The 20132-nt window shown below is 37.1% G+C and carries 21 protein-coding genes; 6 read left to right on the plus strand and 15 right to left on the minus strand.

The genetic code is table 11. From position 1 onward, the window contains the following. Positions 1–9: 9 nt before the first annotated feature. The 8 genes from MST16_RS08315 to MST16_RS08350 all read right to left on the minus strand — a co-directional run bounded on the left by MST16_RS08315 (position 10) and on the right by MST16_RS08350 (position 8028). Positions 10–1455, minus strand: coding sequence for a hypothetical protein (locus MST16_RS08315; protein WP_180065983.1), 1446 nt, complete (start codon positions 1453–1455; stop codon positions 10–12). A 2-nt stretch (positions 1456–1457) separates the two neighbouring features. After that, positions 1458–2450 carry a type VI secretion system baseplate subunit TssG gene (gene tssG / locus MST16_RS08320; RefSeq protein WP_180005370.1) on the minus strand — a complete coding sequence of 331 codons (993 nt, stop codon included), beginning with the start codon at positions 2448–2450 and terminating at the stop codon, positions 1458–1460. Continuing rightward, complete coding sequence (tssF, locus tag MST16_RS08325; protein WP_180005371.1) at positions 2414–4222, minus strand: type VI secretion system baseplate subunit TssF; 1809 nt, start codon at positions 4220–4222, stop codon at positions 2414–2416. Before tssF ends, tssG begins: the two co-directional genes overlap by 37 nt. Before the next feature lie 15 nt (positions 4223–4237). Next, positions 4238–4714 carry a type VI secretion system baseplate subunit TssE gene (tssE, locus tag MST16_RS08330; RefSeq protein ID WP_078190770.1) on the minus strand — a complete coding sequence of 159 codons (477 nt, stop codon included), beginning with the start codon at positions 4712–4714 and terminating at the stop codon, positions 4238–4240. A gap of 70 nt (positions 4715–4784) precedes the next feature. Further along, positions 4785–5288 (minus strand): type VI secretion system tube protein Hcp, encoded by a 504-nt coding sequence (locus MST16_RS08335; protein ID WP_078190771.1) that lies wholly within the window; start codon positions 5286–5288, stop codon positions 4785–4787. Between the two features lie 48 nt (positions 5289–5336). Next, positions 5337–6821 (minus strand): type VI secretion system contractile sheath large subunit, encoded by a 1485-nt coding sequence (gene tssC, locus MST16_RS08340; RefSeq protein WP_168379480.1) that lies wholly within the window; start codon positions 6819–6821, stop codon positions 5337–5339. Beyond that, positions 6814–7317 carry a type VI secretion system contractile sheath small subunit gene (gene tssB, locus MST16_RS08345; protein WP_180092574.1) on the minus strand — a complete coding sequence of 168 codons (504 nt, stop codon included), beginning with the start codon at positions 7315–7317 and terminating at the stop codon, positions 6814–6816. The genes tssC and tssB overlap by 8 nt, the downstream gene beginning before the upstream one ends. Positions 7318–7332: 15 nt before the next feature. Beyond that, positions 7333–8028 carry a hypothetical protein gene (locus MST16_RS08350; protein ID WP_180005372.1) on the minus strand — a complete coding sequence of 232 codons (696 nt, stop codon included), beginning with the start codon at positions 8026–8028 and terminating at the stop codon, positions 7333–7335. Positions 8029–8400: 372 nt separating this feature from the next. On the opposite strand from MST16_RS08350, the gene tssH reads away from it, so the two are divergent. Genes tssH through MST16_RS08380 form a run of 6 tightly spaced genes read left to right on the plus strand, consistent with a single transcriptional unit; the run spans position 8401 to position 16043 of the window. Then, positions 8401–11073, plus strand: coding sequence for a type VI secretion system ATPase TssH (tssH, locus tag MST16_RS08355; RefSeq protein ID WP_180005373.1), 2673 nt, complete (start codon positions 8401–8403; stop codon positions 11071–11073). A 19-nt stretch (positions 11074–11092) separates the two neighbouring features. Then, complete coding sequence (gene tssA, locus MST16_RS08360; RefSeq protein ID WP_180005374.1) at positions 11093–12223, plus strand: type VI secretion system protein TssA; 1131 nt, start codon at positions 11093–11095, stop codon at positions 12221–12223. Positions 12224–12228: 5 nt separating this feature from the next. Further along, entirely contained in the window at positions 12229–13593 is a 1365-nt protein-coding gene (tssK, locus tag MST16_RS08365) for a type VI secretion system baseplate subunit TssK (protein WP_180005375.1), read from the plus strand. 9 nt (positions 13594–13602) lie between these two features. Then, entirely contained in the window at positions 13603–14406 is an 804-nt protein-coding gene (gene icmH / locus MST16_RS08370; protein ID WP_111885479.1) for a type IVB secretion system protein IcmH/DotU, read from the plus strand. 12 nt (positions 14407–14418) lie between these two features. Then, entirely contained in the window at positions 14419–15090 is a 672-nt protein-coding gene (locus MST16_RS08375; RefSeq protein ID WP_180005376.1) for a hypothetical protein, read from the plus strand. Then, complete coding sequence (locus tag MST16_RS08380) at positions 15087–16043, plus strand: M15 family metallopeptidase (protein ID WP_180005377.1); 957 nt, start codon at positions 15087–15089, stop codon at positions 16041–16043. Before MST16_RS08375 ends, MST16_RS08380 begins: the two co-directional genes overlap by 4 nt. A 45-nt stretch (positions 16044–16088) precedes the next feature. Here the strand turns inward: MST16_RS08380 and MST16_RS08385 are convergent, their stop codons facing one another. The 7 genes from MST16_RS08385 to MST16_RS08415 form a co-directional block, all read right to left on the minus strand. Continuing rightward, positions 16089–16850: an alpha/beta fold hydrolase gene (locus tag MST16_RS08385; RefSeq protein ID WP_168379488.1), complete on the minus strand. Its 762-nt coding sequence runs from the start codon at positions 16848–16850 to the stop codon at positions 16089–16091. Positions 16851–17003: 153 nt separating this feature from the next. Beyond that, positions 17004–17489, minus strand: coding sequence for a transposase (locus tag MST16_RS08390; RefSeq protein WP_227554803.1), 486 nt, complete (start codon positions 17487–17489; stop codon positions 17004–17006). 47 nt (positions 17490–17536) lie between these two features. Beyond that, positions 17537–17842, minus strand: a complete 306-nt coding sequence (locus MST16_RS08395; RefSeq protein WP_087547287.1) for an IS630 transposase-related protein — start codon at positions 17840–17842, stop codon at positions 17537–17539. A gap of 62 nt (positions 17843–17904) precedes the next feature. Next, positions 17905–18789, minus strand: coding sequence for an MBL fold metallo-hydrolase (locus tag MST16_RS08400; RefSeq protein WP_180005526.1), 885 nt, complete (start codon positions 18787–18789; stop codon positions 17905–17907). Beyond that, a complete protein-coding gene (locus MST16_RS08405; RefSeq protein WP_168379500.1) occupies positions 18789–19208 on the minus strand; it encodes a DUF6691 family protein in 420 nt (139 codons plus the stop codon). Before MST16_RS08405 ends, MST16_RS08400 begins: the two co-directional genes overlap by 1 nt. 2 nt (positions 19209–19210) lie before the next feature. Continuing rightward, positions 19211–19624, minus strand: coding sequence for a YeeE/YedE family protein (locus tag MST16_RS08410; RefSeq protein ID WP_180005525.1), 414 nt, complete (start codon positions 19622–19624; stop codon positions 19211–19213). A 243-nt stretch (positions 19625–19867) separates the two neighbouring features. Next, positions 19868–20113, minus strand: a complete 246-nt coding sequence (locus MST16_RS08415; RefSeq protein ID WP_180012051.1) for a hypothetical protein — start codon at positions 20111–20113, stop codon at positions 19868–19870. Between the last annotated feature and the right edge of the window lie 19 nt (positions 20114–20132).

Below are 20132 nucleotides of genomic sequence, written 5' to 3' on the forward strand. Positions count from 1 at the left end.
TAATTCTAATTAAACAGTTTCTTGTTCAAGTTCATCTTCTACTGAAAATGCTTGAATAAAAGCAAATGTCGATTCTTGGTCTGTGCTATAAATCATGGCAGTTAACTCTTCTGGCAAGTGCATACCCAACATGAATCCAAAAATTTTTGCCAATTGCTGGGTATTTCCAAGATTCTGTTTTGTATATAAAAAATGATAGGTTTCAATCGCTGTTTCATTAAATTTATACTGTAATTTTTTCACCACTTTCATATCCGTTGCATCATCTAACATCAATAAAAAGGGTTGTTCTTGATCATACTGATCTAAATTATTCAGTGCTTGAAGCTCTAAATGACGTTTCAACTCAGGCTCATGTGCCACCACTTGTAGCACTTTATTTGGAGTTAAACCTCGAACTTGAACGTCTGAAGCAGCCAAACACCAACTCGATGCAAATTCTGCAGCAATGTATTTTTCTTGTAACCACATCTTTTCATCAATCCATTCTTGATCGATTTCAGAGTCAGCATTGAGAATCAAACTGACTTCAAACTTTTGTTTTGAAATCATCTCTAAAATGCTTAACCATTCTGAATAAGCGACTTGAGTGCCGATAAAATGTGGCTCGATATGAATTTGTTCGGGAATGATCGAAAATCCGTCAGATAAATACTGCTGAATAATTTGAGCATAATCATCATTCCATTGATGAATCAAATTATCAGCAAGCAAAATATGGACATTTAAACGATTTAAACGTGAAACTTGCTGTGCATAGTTCGCCAAATGTTCTGAATGTTCATCTTGCGTATAATCTGGATCCACCCAACCCGGATGCATACGGTACTGATATGCCAATTCACTATCATAAAAGAGTGCTGATTGCTTCAGATGCTCTGCAATTAAAAATAGACTTTCAACGTGTTGCTCTAGTTGTTGCTGAATAAGTGACTGGATTCGTTTTTCACGCATGGTGATGGCACTATATTCATCATCTGCTTCTTCATTAGTGAGTTCATCTAAATCTTTGATTCGAAATGAAAGAACAGGCAAACCGTATGCATTAAATAACTTATCATCGAGTTCAGGACTTTTGAATTGTTGAATATCTTGGATAATTTGTTCGTTTTCACCAAAACTATGCCAAGCCGCTGAAGAATAAACATTTAAACGAAATTGCTGTACATCAATAGGCTTTGGTTTTGCTTGTTCAATGGCCTCAAGTTGTTGTTGCTCAGCTTGTTCTTCTGCACGTTTTTCAGCTTCAAGTTTTTTTTCTTTTTGATGTTGAATGCCCTTGTAAAGCAAATAAGGCGACAAAATAATTGCACATAAAGCTAAAGGAAGAAGTAAAAAGTATGTGACTAAATCGAAAGCTGTCGGGTCATAGCCTGTATCTCGCCAGTAAAAAATCACGAAAGCAGTACACAAAACAAAAAGCGTACTAAAGGTTCCAATTATTAATTTCAGCATTATTATAAATTCCCCATTAAGGCATAACAGGTTTCTGTATTATCGACCTGTTTATTCGGCTGTAAAAATGCTCCCTGAGCTAAACCAATTCCGCTCAAAGAATTTAAACACACCGGTTTTATTTCTTCTTTTTGTAAAATTAAGCGCACATCCACCATTAATGTTGGACTGCACCAAGTTTGAATCATTTGTTTTAATTTTAGGCTGCGTGCCTGATTCGGTAAAAATGTTAAATAATCTTCATGATTTAAAGGTCCAATCACGATTTCAATTTTTTCGTCAATCTGTTGAATCTTCTCACCACAAAAAGTATTCAGCCCCAATAAGCTTGGCTGAGATCCACCTAAACATGTTCTCTGATCTTCTTCAAATACAAAAGTTTCAGGGATAAATTCTCGAATATCAAATTTCTGCTTAAAGATACAATTCAGCATGGTTTTTAATGCATAAGCTGTATTGTTTTGCCCCTGCATTAAACCTGAGAATTCAGCAAAATAATCATCTAAATCTGGCTGATCATGCTGGCTACGGATATAACCATTTAATGCATGTAAAATATCAAGATAGTGATTATCCTGCTCGATTTCATAACGAATAGGTAAATGATAATTTAAACTGGCATCAACATAATGTGCTGTTAATTTATGATTAAACAGCCCTAAAAACTTTTGAGTTTCGTGTCGCTGATGTCGCCCGCTGAGCTTAATCTTATTGGTATAACTATAAGGTAATGCACCTTGAATACCCGTTAAACCTACCATTAAATTTGTCAGTTCAACTTTCTCATCGTTGAACTCTAAACTTTCAATTTCAGTGTTCGGGAAGTTCAGATTAAGTGAACTATTAAACTCAAAGTCATTTGCCCAGTGAACTTGAGCCGCTCCATAAGGTGCATGTCTTAACAAACGAGTGGCTTGAACAAACTCGTAGGCTTTCGGTTCTTGGAAAAGTCCGTCAATTACAGAGCTTTCTTGCCACCAACGTTCTGCACGCATTGGTATAACTCCTGTTGACTATTTGCATCAAAAACCGAGACATCGACAAAGCTGTTCATATTGACTTTTAAATTAAAGATATGGGCCAGCAATTGACTAAATATATATAGGCTATGTCCTCTAAATATATCCGCATCGATATCGAGCTGTACTTTTAAACCTCTGACAAATAATGGAAATGGTTTACTATCCACAAGTTTCTGCGTAGTAGAAAACTGAATCTTTTTTATGGAGTCGATAATAATTTGGTTTTCTTTTGATTTAGGTAAATTATACAATTCCAAAAGTTCTTTAATATGAGAGACCGCATCGCCTTTCATTAAAGACATATTATTCAAAGATAAATGTGAAATGACCCGCCACTGTTCTTGTTTATTTTGCTCAAAATAATACGGTAACGACGGTCGTTTGAGCATCAGAGCACGACGTGCCAAATTACTATCATTCAGTGTTAATGCATTCTGATCTTTATTATAACTTTCGTAAGGTAACTCACGATTACTACACAAAAGTTCAGTACTAATAAAATCGGACTGAGTACTATGCGGGTCTAAAGCACGAGATATGATTGAATAGTTTAATTCCTGATGTTTATTCTTCATCTGCTGCGGATTTAAACTATAAAAAAACTGGACTTTATCTTGATGATAATGACTCATTGCAAAAAAAGGCAGTACCGGATAATACACTTCATCTTGGTTACTTTTTTCACGCACCATATTCATTTTTAAAATGCTATAGGCCTGAAAATATTCAGGATGGTGCGCATCTGTCACCAATGGATATTCCATTCGCTTATGATTAATCTTTTGCGGCTCTGCTTGTTTATTGAAGAGATTAACGATTGGTGTAGCAAACAATTTAAAATTTGCAGCATTTAATTCAGAATAATTTCGAATTGCCGCTTGATCGTTTAAATTAAGCTTAAAGTGCATTTGAACATCAAATTCACTGTGTTCTAAACTTAAAAACTTAATGAAATCTAAATTTAGATTTAAAAAATTGAATTTTTCAGGAACACAAAAATATTCCATCAATAAACGATATGCATGATGCGTATGCTGATCGATAGGTAGAACACTTTGAACTTCATCAAAGCCCATAATTTCAAATGGATTGGCAATATCAAAAATGTGCTGCCCCACACGAATCGAAAAACTCGTAGTCGATTTAAAAATACTATCTAAAACCTGTAAAGGAAAATTAGAAATAGCGTCTAAAAATATCGGCAAAGTTTCATTTTTGAGTAAAGCGTGCTTATTCGAAAAAATTTCAAATCCTAAGCTCAATGTAGCATTTTGATTTAAATGCATATGTGCCGATGGATGAGTTTTGAAATTGAGCTGTTTTAATTGAATCGGTAATAAAGTGACTTCTTGTACCGTCTGATATTCACATTGAACACCACGCGTACTTTTGGCTTTTAGACTGGTCGCCTTTGGAATAACGTGTCGATCTGTTAATTGCTTAATTTTATTTATATCTTCGAAGCTCACCACAGAACATGCAGGAAATGGTTTTAAATATTGAGGAAACATCACCTCAAAAATTGAACGGGTAAAAACGTCATAACTATCTGCAAGTTTTTTATCAATCCGTGCAGAAATTAGAGAAAATGCTTGAATTAAACGCTCAATATGCGGGTCATCTATTTGTTCTTGGTTTAAAGACAAACGCTGGGCGATTTTGGGGTATTTACTGGCAAATTCACGGGACTGTTGTCCAAATTCCTGTAGTTGTTTTTCGTAATACGGTAACAGCTCTTCAATCACAGATAACCCACTTCATTAAGCTCTTGGAGAAATAACATATTGTTGTGTTGTTGGTTTTAATAAGGCATCAAAAATAACCGGTTCATATAAAGGATGAATATTTAAATATGCCTGAATACTTAAACATAGTGCCCCCATATTATGACCATCCATGAGCATTTCGACTCGAATCTGCTTTAAACGCGGCTCATGTGCAGCAATCGATTGTTCAATTGACTGACAAATTTTGTCACGATCCGATGGATTTGCTGTCGATAAGCCCACAAAATCGATAATGCCAAATTGCAAAATAGACTTTTTTGCTAATGGAAAGTCATCAATCAGTTCATCTAATTTTGCCACACGACTATTGAGGAGATCCTCTAAATCGGAAGCAACAGATTCACGAAGTTCTTGCAAAGACAGACCTTGAGTCTGTTGAGCATCAGCTGGTAATAAGCGGTCAAATAATGTCGTTCTAAAACCATAAGGATAAAGCTGATCGAGATTCATATCTTCTTATAAATATTTAAAAAAATGAAAATAGAGGCTACCCAAGTTAGCCTCTATCTGAATCCATCTATTACGCTGCGTATGAAGCAGTGTTGTTAGATAATGACCACTTCTTAGTAACAGCACCTTTCGCAGTACCGTTAATATCTTGTTGGTTATATGTCCACTCTACTGCAGCATATTTCAAACCAAATGATTCGTGTGGAACACCTTCATCATTTACGGTTGGTGTCACACTAGAAACCAACACATGTTTCAGTTTGATTTGAAGATATTTAATGCGTTTGTCGCCATTCGCACGGTAAAAATCAATTTGAACTTCATCAAATGTATAACCTGCTGAACATGCTTCCCAAAGTTTAGGGCTTGTCGCATCTAAATCTTTAACAAAAACCATGTCAGAATGTTCTACACGTTCTGCGGTGTGACCACCCACACTGGAAGAAGTCGCAGATTTAGGTTGACGGATGTTATGCGTCCAAGAGTTTACTTCTAACCAACTCTTGTGCTCTGCATCACGAGATTCGCCGTCTACTTTGTACTTACCACGAAATTGAATGTATATATCTTTCATTGTTCTGAATACCTATTTATTTAAAGTTATTATAGTGTTGACCCAAAATTAATTTGAGGACTGAGGTAACTCGGTCACAAGTCGTAATGAAACAGACAACTCATCCAACTGGAAATGTGGTCTTAAGAAAACCACAGATTTGTAGTGACCAGGCAAAGCTGGATTTTCTACAACTTTTACAGAAGCTTCACGCAATGGATACTGAGCTTTAGCTTCTTGAGATGCACCATCATCAAGTAATACATATTGCGATAACCACTCATTTAAGAAGGTCTCAACATTACCTGCTGATGCAAAACTACCTACTTTGTCACGCATCATTGCTTTTAAATAATGTGCAATACGTGAAACTGCCATGATGTATTGGATCTGGCTAGACAATGCAGAGTTTGCATTAGCTGTATCGCTGTCATATTTTTTAGGTTTTTGCGTCGATTGCGCACCGAAAAATGCTGCATAATCAGTATTTTTGCAATGAACTAACGGAATAAAACCAAGATCACTCAGCTCTTTTTCACGACGGTCGGTAATGGCAATTTCAGTTGGGCATTTAAAGACCACTTCACCATCATTGGTTTTGAACGTATGGACAGGCAAGCCTTCAACTAAACCACCACCTTCTACACCACGAATCGCAGCACACCAGCCATGCATATCAAAAGCATTGGTTAAACGTGTACCAAAAGCATAAGCCGCGTTCATCCATAAATATTCATTGTGGTTTTCGCCGGAAACTTCTTCAACGAAGTTAAAGCCTTCAGTGGCAATGCCTTCTTTTGGATCATATGGCAAACGACCCAATACACGTGGCATTGTCAACGCAACATAACGTGCATCGTCACTTTCACGGAATGAACGCCATTGTACATATTCTGCTGTTTCAAAGATTTTAGATACATCACGCGGACGATCAATATCAGTAAAAGACTCTAGTCCCAACATATTCGGGCTAGCAGCCGAAATAAACGGTGCATGTGCAGCCGCCGCGACATGTGAAATTTGCTCAAGCAAATACATATCAGAAGGTGTACGGTCAAACTCAAAATCACCAATCAGTGTTGCATAAGGTGCACCACCGAATGATCCATATTCTTCTTCATAGATTTTTTTGAACAATGTGCTTTGGTCAAAATCGGTCGCACCTTGGAAATCTTTAATCAGCTCTTTTTTCGTCGTATTTAACATACGAATTTTTGTTAGAGAGTTTGAAGGCGTTTCTTGGCAGAAATAATACAAACCGCGCCATGTCGATTCAATTTTTTGAAATTCAGCATGGTGCATGATTTTACTTAACTGAGATGAAATCAACGCATCAATTTCAGCAATACGCTTATCAATTGATAAAGTCATATTGTCCGAAACGGTGATGGTACCTGCCATGACTTCTTTGGCAAGCTCACCGATCAGACTTTTTGCACGATCATGTTCTTGATCTGTACGCGCAATACGACTTTGTTCAACAATTGAATCTAAAAGCGAATATTCTTCAGTTGCTTCAAGGTTTGCAGCAGTTGCAGTATTAAAATTACTCATTTTCTGCCTCCACACTCAACTTACAAATTTGATCAGTGTTATGTAACACTTCATCCAGTAAATCTTCTAAGCGTTCATTATTTGAAATTTTATTACGCAAGTCAGACAGACGCTCACGCGCGGCAACTAACTTTTGTAATGGATCAACCTGTTGTACAACTTGCTCTGGAGTGAAATCGGCCATGCTCTTAAATGTAAGATCTACCGACATTTTTCCACCGTCTTCAGTCAAGGTATTCTCAACTTGAAAATTAGCACGTGGCGCTAAAGACTCCATTACCTCATCAATATTATCTAAATCAACATTAATGAATTTCTTGTCTTTTAATTTAGTTTTCTCTACTTCAGATGCCGCAGAGAAATCACCTAACACCCCTACAACGAATGGTAACTCTTTAATTTCTTTACCGTCGCCAACTTCAACATCGTAAGTCAATTGAACACGAGGAGGACGAATTCGTTGAAGTTTTTTCTGTACACTTTCACGTTTTGCCATGAGTGCTTTTCCTTGTTATTTATTCTTCAATGTATCGAAAGGTGAACCACCAGTAGCAGGTTTTTTCGCTGTAGCTTGCGGTTTTGCTGTCGTGGTGGTTTTCTTTTTACTTGCTGCTGTATTCGTTTGTTTAGGCTTCGTAGACGCTGTATTGGTTCGTTTTTTTGTAGGTATCGTCTGTTTAGATTTCACATTGCTCGAAGATTCAGTGCTTTTTTCACGAGCATCTGCTGCAGTAGACGTAGATTTATCAATCGTCGGCTGAATATAACGAATATTATCCGACAACACTTTGGCAGGAGAATAGGTCTGTTCATCTAGAGTACGATTTTCATTACTCCGCATATGATTCAGCGCATTATAAGAAATAGCGATACCTGCTAAAAAAGTGACATCAGTAAGTTCAGGCGACTGATAGTTCTTTTCTCGCAGCAGATTGACCGCTTGCAATGCTTTTAAATTGTAACCATTGGCTTGATATTTTTTGGCAATATCTACAAAAATTTCATTTTTTAAGTTCTCATTTTTCTTATTTTTTTTGTCACATAACTGATTATAAAAACCAATAATCTCTGGATCTGTATCACCTACTGCCAGTGGATAATTCTTTAAACAGGATTTTTTCACAGATGCCGCTTTATCTTTTGCAAAAACGGTTTGTGTTAAACTGGCTGCTAAAATTATAGGTAATAAAACACTAAATTTATTCAAAATTGCCTCTGTATTTCTACGTGCTAAAACTTAATTTATGTGGAGAAATCACCACTTATTTTCCCGTGGGTTTTCTCTTCATTTATCAAAATTAAAAATATGCTGCAGATTTAACAAAAAATAAGCACATAGAGTCAATACAAAAATGTGCCAAATACTTCAAAGTTTGTCGACTATTTGTTTTTTTTTGTTTCATTTTATAAAAAAATCTTTTTCCTTTTTTTATTTAGTCTGTATTATATCGCCTAAAGCAAGACACTAATAACATATAAGGTGTTGATTTTAAAGTTTTTATTTTTATAGCAAGAAAAAGAGATCACAGTCAAACTTGTAAAATTTCGTACTGTGGATTCTAAATTTGATGAGTTATTTATGAATAATTTAAAAGTTTTAATTACTAAACTTTCACCTCACGCCCGCATTTCACTTGAAAAGTCAGCCAATACATGTATTTCACAGCAAAATTATGAAATCGAAATTGAACATTTTTTACTCGAATTATTAACCTATAACAATAAAAATGACCTTCAAATACTCTTAGAAAAATACAAAGTTTCTGCAGATGGTTTGGCAGATGACCTCAAAGAAAGTATTGCTCAACTTCCAAAAGGAAATACGCGCACTCCTATTTTTGCCCAATCCATTGTGCGCTTACTTGAACAAGCTTGGTTATTAGCTTCTGCTGAACAAAATCCACAAATTCGTAGTGGTCATTTACTTGTTGCGCTCCTTACCGCGCCAGATTTATACCAAATTGCAGCAAGAGCTTCTTCTCTTTTCGATTTATTACCTATCGATACGATTAAACATAAATTTTTAGATCTTTGCCTAAAAAGCATTGAAAATGAAGATTTAGCAACTGCAACACTTGATGAAAAATCAGCAGCACAAACGAATGCAACTACGCCAGTTAAAACACCAGCTCTAGACCAATACACCATTAATCTTACTGAAAAAGCTAAAAATGGTGGCATTGATCCTGTGATTGGTCGTGAGTTTGAAATCCGCTTAATGCTCGATATTTTGATGCGTCGTCGTCAAAACAATCCGATTTTAACGGGTGAGCCTGGTGTTGGTAAAACTGCTGTCGTTGAAGGTCTGGCATTAAAAATTGCAACCAACCAAGTTCCAGATGCTTTAAAAAATGTCAGCATTCATACTTTAGATATGGGCTTACTACAAGCGGGTGCCAGTGTTAAAGGTGAATTCGAAAATCGCTTAAAACAAGTTATTCATGAAGTTCAAGCCTCTGCACATCCAATCATTTTATTTATTGATGAAGCACACACGTTGATTGGTGCTGGTGGTCAAGCAGGTCAAAATGATGCAGCAAACCTGTTAAAACCGGCGCTTGCACGTGGTGAGTTAAGAACCATTGCCGCAACCACATGGGCTGAATATAAGCAGTATTTTGAAAAAGATGCCGCATTAAGCCGACGCTTCCAAGTAATTCAGGTTGAAGAACCGACTGAAGAAGTCGCAATCGATATGCTGCGTGCCATGATTCCCGTGATGGCAAAACATTTCAATTTACAAATTGACGATGAAGCTATCGTTACTGCAGTCCATGCTTCGCACCGTTATATCACTGGCCGTCAATTGCCTGATAAAGCGATTAGTGTCTTAGATACAGCTTCTGCGCGTGTTGCGTTAACGCAAAATGCACAACCAGTAAAATTGGATCAACTTCAAGCTCAATTACATAATTTGAAGCTTGAATTGGCGATTCTTGAAAATGAACATAAGAATATTCCGATTCACCACGAACGCATTGAAAGTGTAAAAACACAAATATCCGCGCTTGAACAGGAGATTCAGTCAACAGAAACGCAGTGGAAAAAAGAACTCGAAATCGTTCAACAGATTAAAACGCTTGAACAAGAGTCCGAGCAAAAACCAGAAAATATTGAAACTTTAAGCAATATTCGTAACCAACTGGCAACGTTACAAGGTCAAACGCCGCTGGTTTTTGAACGTGTAAATGCTCAAATTATTAATGAAATCATTTCAGACTGGACCGGCATCCCTGTTGGTAAAATGGTGAATGATGAAATTCAGCAAATTTTGAAGCTTGAAGCACAGTTAGAACAACGTGTGATGGGGCAAGATTATGCACTGCATCAACTGGTACAAGGCATTAAAACCTCTAAGGCAAAATTGGAAGATCCAAATAAACCTCAAGGCGTTTTCATGCTGGTTGGCCCAAGTGGTGTGGGTAAAACTGAAACTGCACTCGCGTTAGCAAACGAGTTATATGGTGGTGAGTCACATTTAATCACCATTAACATGTCTGAGTATCAAGAAGCACATACCGTCTCGTCTTTAAAAGGTGCTCCTCCAGGTTATATCGGTTATGGCCAAGGTGGCGTACTGACAGAAGCAGTTCGCCGAAATCCATATAGTGTGGTTTTGCTCGATGAGATTGAAAAAGCACACAGCGATGTTCAAGAGCTATTCTACCAAGTATTCGATAAAGGTACTTTGGAAGATGGTGAAGGTCGTGTCATTGACTTTAAAAATACCACGATCTTATTGACTTCAAATGCAGGCTCAAGTGCCATTATGCAGGCTTGTTTAAATCAGCCAGTAGAAGAATGGCCGTCAGCAGAAGAACTTCTAGATGTATTAAAACCAGCTTTATATAAACAATTTAAGCCGGCATTTTTAGGTCGTATGCGTATCGTGCCGTATTTCCCATTGCACGATGATCTGCTCGTACGCATTATTCAGCATAAATTAGGCAAAATCACCGCGCGTATTGAAAAACAATATGGTACGCAAACACGCTATACCGATGATTTAGTCGAATTATTATTAAGTCGCTGTACTGAGGTCGATAGTGGTGCGCGTAATGTCGACAACATTTTAAATGCGACGGTCTTACCTGCTTTAGCCACTGAATTGTTGATGGCAATGAGTGAACAAAAGATTCCATCAGTCATTGAAATCGATGTCAAAGACGATGAAATTATTTATGTTTTAGATCCTAAAAGTAAACCTGCGAAAAAACGCAGCAGCAAAAAGACTAAAACCTTAGAAGCATAAGTTAGGAACGATGTAGAATATGAGTTTAGAGCTCGACGCTTTATTGCAACCGATTACGGACGATTTACCTTGCGGTAGTGATTTTTCATTTTCAAATGATTTTCATGCAATTAAAAAAGCTAAAACACAAGATGACCCGCTCTTGGATCAAGGCGACTGGATCGCAGAACCAAAACAGGCAGATTGGGGCTTTGTGCACCAAAAATCGTCAGATCTACTTCGCGAACATACAAAAGATATTCGCTTATATGGTTGGTTGCTTGAAGCGTGGACTCACATTCATGGTTTCGAAGGGATTGCCAAAGGGATTGAACTTACACAAAAAAGTTTGCAAGACTTTTGGCTACAACTTCATCCTGAAATTGAAGATGATGACCTTGATCAACGTCTAGGTTTATTACAAGGGATAATTAATCAAATCCCAACATTAATTAAATCAGTTTCAATCGTTCATGGCGCGGCAGCTTATTCCCTATCCGACTATGATCGACTACTTCATGTTCAAAACCAAAGACGTAAATCCAACCATGAAGATGATGATCAAGAAGAGTCTTTTAATGGTATGGAACAGTTTGAACATGCCTTGTTCAATACCTCAAAATCAATTCAATACCAGTATTACCAACAGTTTTTAGATATTTTAAACCATTGGGAAAACTTAAAAACGACTCTTGATGATTTGATGGGTTTAGATGCGCCAAGCTTTGCTGGCATTGACTCTCAAATCGAAATGATTCACTTGAGTTTAAAAAAAATCTATAAAGCAGATGCTTTTATCAATTCATCGAGCGCTGAACAGGTTCAATCAAATTCTCCAATTGAAAGCCAGACACTTTCCACTGTAACTTCCGTGCAGAATGATATGCAAATAATACAACAACAGCATACACAGCAGTTTAAACCTCAAGTGCAAAATCATCTTGAAAATCGTGAACAAGCCATGAAAGTCTTGCAAGATATTGCTGACTATTTTCAAGTGAATGAGCCGCATAGCCCTGTCAGTTATATGCTGCAAAAAACCATTAAATGGTCACAAATGCCTCTACATGAATGGTTAACTCATGTGATTAAGGAGGAAAACCCTCTTGAAGCTGTACAAGAAATGTTAGGTGTTCAGCAACAAAGTAATGAATCGAATAGCGACTGGTAAAAACAATGTTTAAAGCAGAAAAAATTTTATGGGGTGAAGGATTATTTTTACGCCCGCAACACTTTCAATTACAAGATGCTTATCATGAACAGCGTTTAAACCATACGGTTCGCGCAACAATACCGTTCGCTTATGGTATTCAAAGTTTAATTTTTGATGAATCACAACTCAGTACTAATATTTTGGCTTTGAATAAAGTCGAAATGATTTGGCAAGATGGCGAGATTTATCAAGCACCTGCACAAGATTTATTACCTGAGCCTATACTACTTGATTCATTAAATTTACGTGGTGAAATGCAAATTTATTTAGCATTACCGATCGTTCAACCGAATAAACGAAACGTCAATTTTGAAGAAAATACCCAATCGAGTCGCTATCATTCACATTTGACTGAAACTCATGATTTGTTTACAGATGCGACGGCTGCTGAAATTACTTTATTACACCGCCGTGCAGAGTTTAAAATCTTTGAATTAGGCCAAGAACCACAGCACAATCTTGATGGTTTTCTTTACATGCCTATTGGCCGAATTAAGCGCCAAAGTTCAGGTAATTTTGTTTTAGATTATCAATTCATTCCACCAATATTACATATTAGTTCGTGTGATTCGCTGATTACTGGGCTTAAACGAACGCTCAATATTATCAAAGCTAAAATTAAAACCATTCAATCGAATAATCGTGAAAACGAACAAAAGTTAATTGAATTCCGTTCAGGTGATATTGTGTCATTTTGGTTGGTTAATGCGCTGAATACTGCACATGCGACCTTAAATCATTTATTGCAATATCCACTGATTCATCCTGAACGTTTGTATTTTGAATTATTACGTCTGACAGGTTCTTTACTCACCTTCTCTACAGCTTATGATGTAGATCAACTCCCACAATATCAACATCATAATTTGCAAGAAAGTTTTGCTCAATTAGATGTGATTTTACGTGAGTTGCTCGATACGATTATTTCAAATCGATATATCAGTATTAACTTGAAAGAAACCCGTCAATCCTACTGGGTGGGCAGTCTTGAAAGTGACAAAATTACTCGCGATTCGCGCCTGTATTTAGCTGTTTCAAGTAGTGTAATGCCTACACATGACATTATTTCTTATGTACCACTGCGCTTTAAAGTCGGCAATACTGTCGATGTTGAACAGCGTGTCATGGCAGCATTACCGGCTGTTCCATTGCAACATATGATGCAAGTGCCAACAGCAATTCCGGTACGTTCAGGTGTGAGTTATTTTGAAGTTGAGCCAAATAATGATTTGTATCAACGTATGCTTGATTCTGAATCCATCTGCGTTTACATACCAGCTGGCTTCCAAGATATCTCGATTGAACTTATTGCAGTGATGAATGGTTAAGGAGCAATCATGAATATTTCAAATAATGCCCCTTCACTTTTTGACGATGGTCAAATTGGATTAGGCTCTTCAAAACCAAGTGCTGAACCGAAAATCAACAGTTCAACCAATTTAGTTGATCTACTGCATGATGGTTTTTACATCGTATTCTTACTCAAAAATCAATATGTTCCATCCAGCCCTGAAAGTTTCAGGACAAAAATTATGGATCTATTAAACCGATTTGAAAGCCAAGCCCGTAAGCTTCAATTCAGCAATGAAGATATCACGGACGCAAAATATGCCTATTGCGCTTTATTAGATGAAACCATTGTCACCCAACAAGATGCACGCTTTTTTGATTTACAAAACAATTGGATGATGAATCCATTGCAATTAAGTCTTTTTGGTTCACAGCTTGCGGGTTACCGCTTTTTTGAAAATTTAGAGCAAATTCGTTCTAAGAATAAAGATCGTTTAGCAGCACTTGAAGTTTATCATTACTGCATGCTCCTTGGTTTTCATGGTAAATACCGACTTGAATCGATTGAAATGCTCAATTCACTCGTTGCACGTGTCGGTGATGAAATTGATTATATGAAAGGTAAAAAGGCGTTTTCGCCTTTCGCGGCATTACCGGATCAAATTAAAAACATTATTCACCGTGAATTACCATTTTTTTGGATCATTATCTTTTGGGCTTTGTTTGCTGTATTAGCATTTGGTGGACTGAGATATATGTTATCTAGCCAAAATAATCAGGCGTTATCACAATATCAAAACGTCATAACTGCCCCATCGGAACAGGCTTATATCACCATTCATTTACCATAAGACTTAGACACCATGGCAAACGAAAAATCGAATAACGTTAGAATTTTACAGTCGACTCAAAAAAATAATTTACCGCCTTTAGCTCATGCTGCGATTGGCTTTCTTGTTGGTGCAGCGGTGATTATTGTTGTTGGCCTGGGATATTTTTATCTAAATTCTGACGATCAGCCTACAAATGCAGAAATGACTACTTCTGCCCCAACTGAAGATAAAGTTGAAACTGAGGCATCCGCTGTACCTCGTCAAAACGAAAATGAGCAAGCTTCAGCTGAAAAAGCGCAGCAAACCGTTCATGCAACTGAAGAAAAAGATCCGGATAATGACTTATATTCGAATGATTTAGCTACTGCTTTCAATCATGGTAACACGGCTAAGGCAACTCAGCCTGTTCAAGCTGTGGCGAATAACCGTTCACCTTTTGAAATTACCCAACCGCAGCGCCCTGTTGTAGCTGCTACAACAACCGTTAAATCACATATTCCAAATACTATAGCGAAACCAAAAGCTTCGCCAACAACGGCCAAGGTGACCAAGCCTACAGAGCCATCTACGAAAGTAGTGAAAGAAGATGAGCACTTCGAAGAACCGATGGGCGGAACGCAAATTTCTGAAACCAAACGTCCAAAAGTGGTTGCTGCAACAAGCACTGCCAATGCGACTGTGAGCGCTACAGTTTCTCCATGATCATTTTTTTGGTTAGTTGTTTCTTTGTCTTAGCACTGGTGACAGTGCTTTGCTTTTCTTATGAGCTAAGAATTAAAGTTCAAGATTTTTTCTTTCAAATCATTCCACAAAGTAAAAAAAGAATTCAACACGCCAAAAATTTTGCTTATGAACTGAACTATGCTGCAGCACCACAACAGATTCAATCACACTGGCATTTACAACAATGGTGGATTTTATTTGCAGGCTTTTTACTGTTTGCCAGTATTTTATTATTTGCTTTTACTCGCCCGATTACTGCAAGTAAAGTAGAAGCAGATTATTTACGCAAAGTCGATCCTCAAATTTACTCGATGCTCGATGGGCAAGTTTTAGATGCCCCTCCTGAAGTCGAAGAATATCTTGTTCAAGAAGCAATTGCAGAAGAAGCTGCAATGATTGAGCAGCCATCTGTTATGGCCTCAAGCTTTAATCCAGAAGTTCAAGATATCCATACGCATTCATACTCTACGGATGTGCCTTCAGCAGATCGTAAATGGCATAAAATGAACCCTCGTTATAAGCAGCGTTTATTGATGGTGTTCAAAATCATGCGTGAACAACATGGCTATGAAATGATTTTGCTTGAAGGTTATCGTAGTCCAGAACGTCAAAATAATTTAGCCACCAATAAAAATACCACTCGTGCCCGTGGCTTCCAAAGTTATCATCAGTTTGGTTTAGCAGCCGATGTCGCCTTTAAACGCAATGGAAAAGTGGTCATTACTGAACGAGACCCTTGGGCTATGCGTGGTTATCAACTTTACGGTCAAGCCGCTGAGTCTGTCGGTTTAACATGGGGCGGACGCTGGAAATCCATTCAAGATTATGGCCATACAGAATATCGTATGCCAGGCCTGAAAAAAACTGCAGAGATGGCGGCACTACTCACCTCTGAAGGTCAGCTTCAAGCCAATAATATTTCAATTGAGTAATATTTCGATGTTGTGCCTTCAAAATATAATTGAAGGCACATTGTATTATTCTAGATAATTTTGTATTTGCTCTATTACTTCAGTTGTTTTTTCTGCATGTAACCAATGGCCTGCGCCTTCTATCTCTACAATTTTCGCATTTGGAAATTGTTGTTCTATCGTATTGGTATGTTCCACTTTTGAAATATAAGGTGACTCTCCACCTTTGATGAACAATACAGGCTGTTGCCAAGTATTTTCAATATTTTCCCAACCAATAATCTGGTCATATTGTTTATACAACGCATCTACATTAAACAACCATTGTCCTTTGCTAAAAGACTTGAGCAGAAACTGTATCACCATATCGAAATGAATATACTCACGCATAATTTCAACCGCTTGTTGTCTAGATTGAATTTGTGCATTTTGTACAGCGATCAAAGCTTTAAATATTTCATCATGATGACGTTCTTGATATGCAAAGGGCGCGATATCCAGTACAACAAGTTGCACTACCCGCTCTGAGATTAAAGCCAATTGCATTGCGACCTTTCCTCCCATGGAATGGCCAATCACTGAAAACTTATCGATGCCAATTACATCTAATGTCTCAAGTACATCGTTTGCCATTTCACGATAATTCATTTCTGTACTTTGAGGTGATTTACCATGATTTCGTAAATCGAGCTGAATCACTGAATGTGAATTTTGAAAAGCTCTGGCAAGCATCCCTAAGTTGCTCAGGCTGCCAAATAAACCGTGAATAAAGACTAGTGGATGCGTTTCGCCTTCTAATTTTTGATGATATTCGTAATTTAGGATCATTTCTGAATACTATGTTAAATTGACATTATGATGCCTAGTTGATGGAATGAAATCAAATGACCGTTAAAATTTATTAATCACACTTAGGCTATTTTATGTAACAACTATTTAATTTGCTTAGGCTATTTAATAAAATGAAATAGCGAGCTATAGCTAAATACCAAATAAATCATTACAGTAATCTTTAAATAATTTATCAATATCTTTAACTCTAAACTTAGTTCGAATCGCCTTGACTCGTGACCACATATTTTCTATTGGATTTAAATCTGGACTATATTTAGGAAGCCACACAATGTAATGGCCTGCACAACGTATCAACTCCTGAAGTCTTTTCCCTTTGTGAAAGGTCGCATTGTCCATAATCAAAACACTGCTTTCTTTCAACTTAGGTAATAAATCCTGTTCAATCCAACATTCAAATACTTCTGTATTCACAGAACAATTAAACACACCAACTGTCAACAATCTATTTTCGATAATTGCACCGATCGCATTACTGCAATTCTTCAACTGCCAGTTAAATTCACCTTCAGCACGTGTTCCTTGAAGGCTATAACTATGAGTTCTGGTACTTTCACTTTGAAAACCACTTTCATCTATGTAAATCAGAGGCAATTTCCCTTCTAAACACTCTATGAGATTTTGAAATTGCTGACGTTGATTTTGATCTGCTTTAGGATGCTTTAACGTCTTTTTTTACGCGATATTCCTGCGGCATGTAATGCATTAAATACCGCATGAGTGCTTACTCCTAAACGTTCAGCTCGCTCATACTGATAATCATCAGGATATTGTTCAACATCCTTCAATATTTGCTCTCTGCTAATTTTAGCTGGACGGCCAGGAATAGGTTTGTTTGTAGTGGACTTTTTCCAGTTCTGAATCGTTTGTATACAGATGTTAAAATGCTGTGCTGCTTTTCGCACAGACATTTCATCTCGAATCATAATTTCTATGACTTTGTCTTTAAAATCTTTTGAATATCCCATATCTCTATTGTTCTATAGTTTTTAGGATTTGGCTATACATTCAACCTAAAGGATTTTTGTCTTTAATTTGCAGATTTAAAGTGATTAAAAGGAATTTTTAAATAGCGAATACCATTCCCTTCTGGTTTTGGAAATTTACCTGCATCCATATTGATTTGTATTGCAGGTAAAATCAGTTTTGGCATAGCCAAATTTGCATCACGCTGAGTTCGCATTGTGACAAAATCTTCTTTTTTCGTACCAACGTGAATATGAATATTCTGCTCCTTTTGTGCATGTACACTGCTTTCACAGCAGTATTCTGACCGATTTTCTGGTAAATAGTCATGGCATAAAAACAAGCGCATTTCAGGTGCTAACTGATAAATCTTTTGTACTGAATCGAATAATACTGCTGCACTGCCCTTGGGAAAATCACAGCGTGCTGTGCCATAATCAGGCATAAATAAGGTATCACCGACAAACACAGCATCATCACCAACCACATAGCTCAGACAAGCAGGTGTGTGTCCAGGCGTTGGAATGTTATACGCATTTAACTCGCCGATTTTAAATGCTTCATGATCTGCAAATAAATAATCAAAAGACTGATGTGAATTAAAATATTTCACATCAAAATTATAAATGGCACTGAATGTTTCCTGCACAATCTTGATGTTATGGCTCATCGCAATTTTGCCACCAAGAACCTGTTTTAAATATTGTGATGCCGTTAAGTGATCTGCGTGCACATGCGTTTCTAAAATCCATTCTACGCTTAGGCTATTTTCTTGAATATAGTGAACAATCAAATCTGCATGCTTCGTTTGAGTAGTTGCAGAAGCAGCATCATAATCCAATACACTGTCTATAATCGCACATCGTTTTGTTTGTAGATCAGATACCACATAACTAAATGTATTGGTATTTTCATCAAAAAAATGTTGTACCTGTGCACGATTTGACATTACTTTGCTCCCGAAATTTTACGATGTAGATAGACGCCTGCAAACATCGCTATAACAAAATAAATCGCTTGATAATAACCAAGACCGATCAAAGTAAAGGCTGGTGCAGGACAAATCCCAGCAATCCCCCAACCTATTCCAAAGATAACACTCCCCATGACGAGTTTTGCATCAATTTGATTATTACTCGGTAATTCAATCGCCTTCCTATCAAAGGTTGTCGGTTTTGATTGACGAACGGCCATTTGAAATGGAATAAATGCAACTGCAATGGCTCCCATCATCACAAAAGCTAAACTCGCATCCCACTGCCCTGTAATATCAAGGAAACTTAAGACCTTTTCTGGATTAGACATGCCCGAAATCATTAAACCTAATGAGAAAATTCCACCAAAAATAAAAGCCAATATATTTTTCATCATTAAGCTCCGATTACATGTCTCATTACATAAACTGTGATAATCCCAGCCAACATAAAACTAGCAGTTGCAACGAATGAACGCTTAGAAAGACGACTAATACCGCAAATGCCATGTCCGCTTGTACAACCTGAACCTAATCGCGTTCCGAATCCAACCAATACCCCGGCAATGATCATCATCCATGGGCTTGCATCCAGTTCAATTGTCACAGAGGTCATTTTCCCGTAGATAAAAGGCACAATAAAAAGTCCCGCTAAAAACCATATCGCAGGTGTTTTTAAAATCGTTTGAGGATTCAACATTTGCGCAATTAAACCACTGATACCGGCGATTCGACCATGTACGTATAGGTAGCCAACTGCGGCTAGGCCCAATAAGGTCCCGCCGAGAAAAGCGGTTAGAAATGGATGCATATTCATCAGCCACAAAAACAATATATGTTTTTATAATATGTTATTTAAAAAAAGATGCAAGCTCTCCAACCGAAATATTCGTTCTAATTTTGCCTTTTCCTAATTGAAAAATTTAACGGTTCAAGAGTGTTTGATTATTTTTATTTAGAATTAATTTATAAACTTGAAAAATCACAAAATATATCCTCGGAGATTATTCAATAAAGGCTGTTTATTATGAAGTTAATTGAAATAATAGATAATTTATAGATCAATACTAATATCGCTGAGTGCATCGCTCACCCACGTTAAAGCATCTGAACCCAATTCTATAATATTCGAACCAATTTCAGCTAAGTCAGTCAAATCTACAGAAGACAACGGATCAGATGATGTACTATTTTTTTGCTGTTCTTGTTCAGCTTGCTGCTCAATGGCTTGATCAAGATGAGTTTGATCTAATGAAGATGAGTTTGAATGTTGTTGTAATTTATAGTCGTTATTCTGCATAGGTTCATCCTGTTATTTT

Origin of the sequence: Acinetobacter sp. YH16040_T, from assembly GCF_024605785.1 — a bacterium.
Taxonomy (GTDB): domain Bacteria; phylum Pseudomonadota; class Gammaproteobacteria; order Pseudomonadales; family Moraxellaceae; genus Acinetobacter; species Acinetobacter amyesii.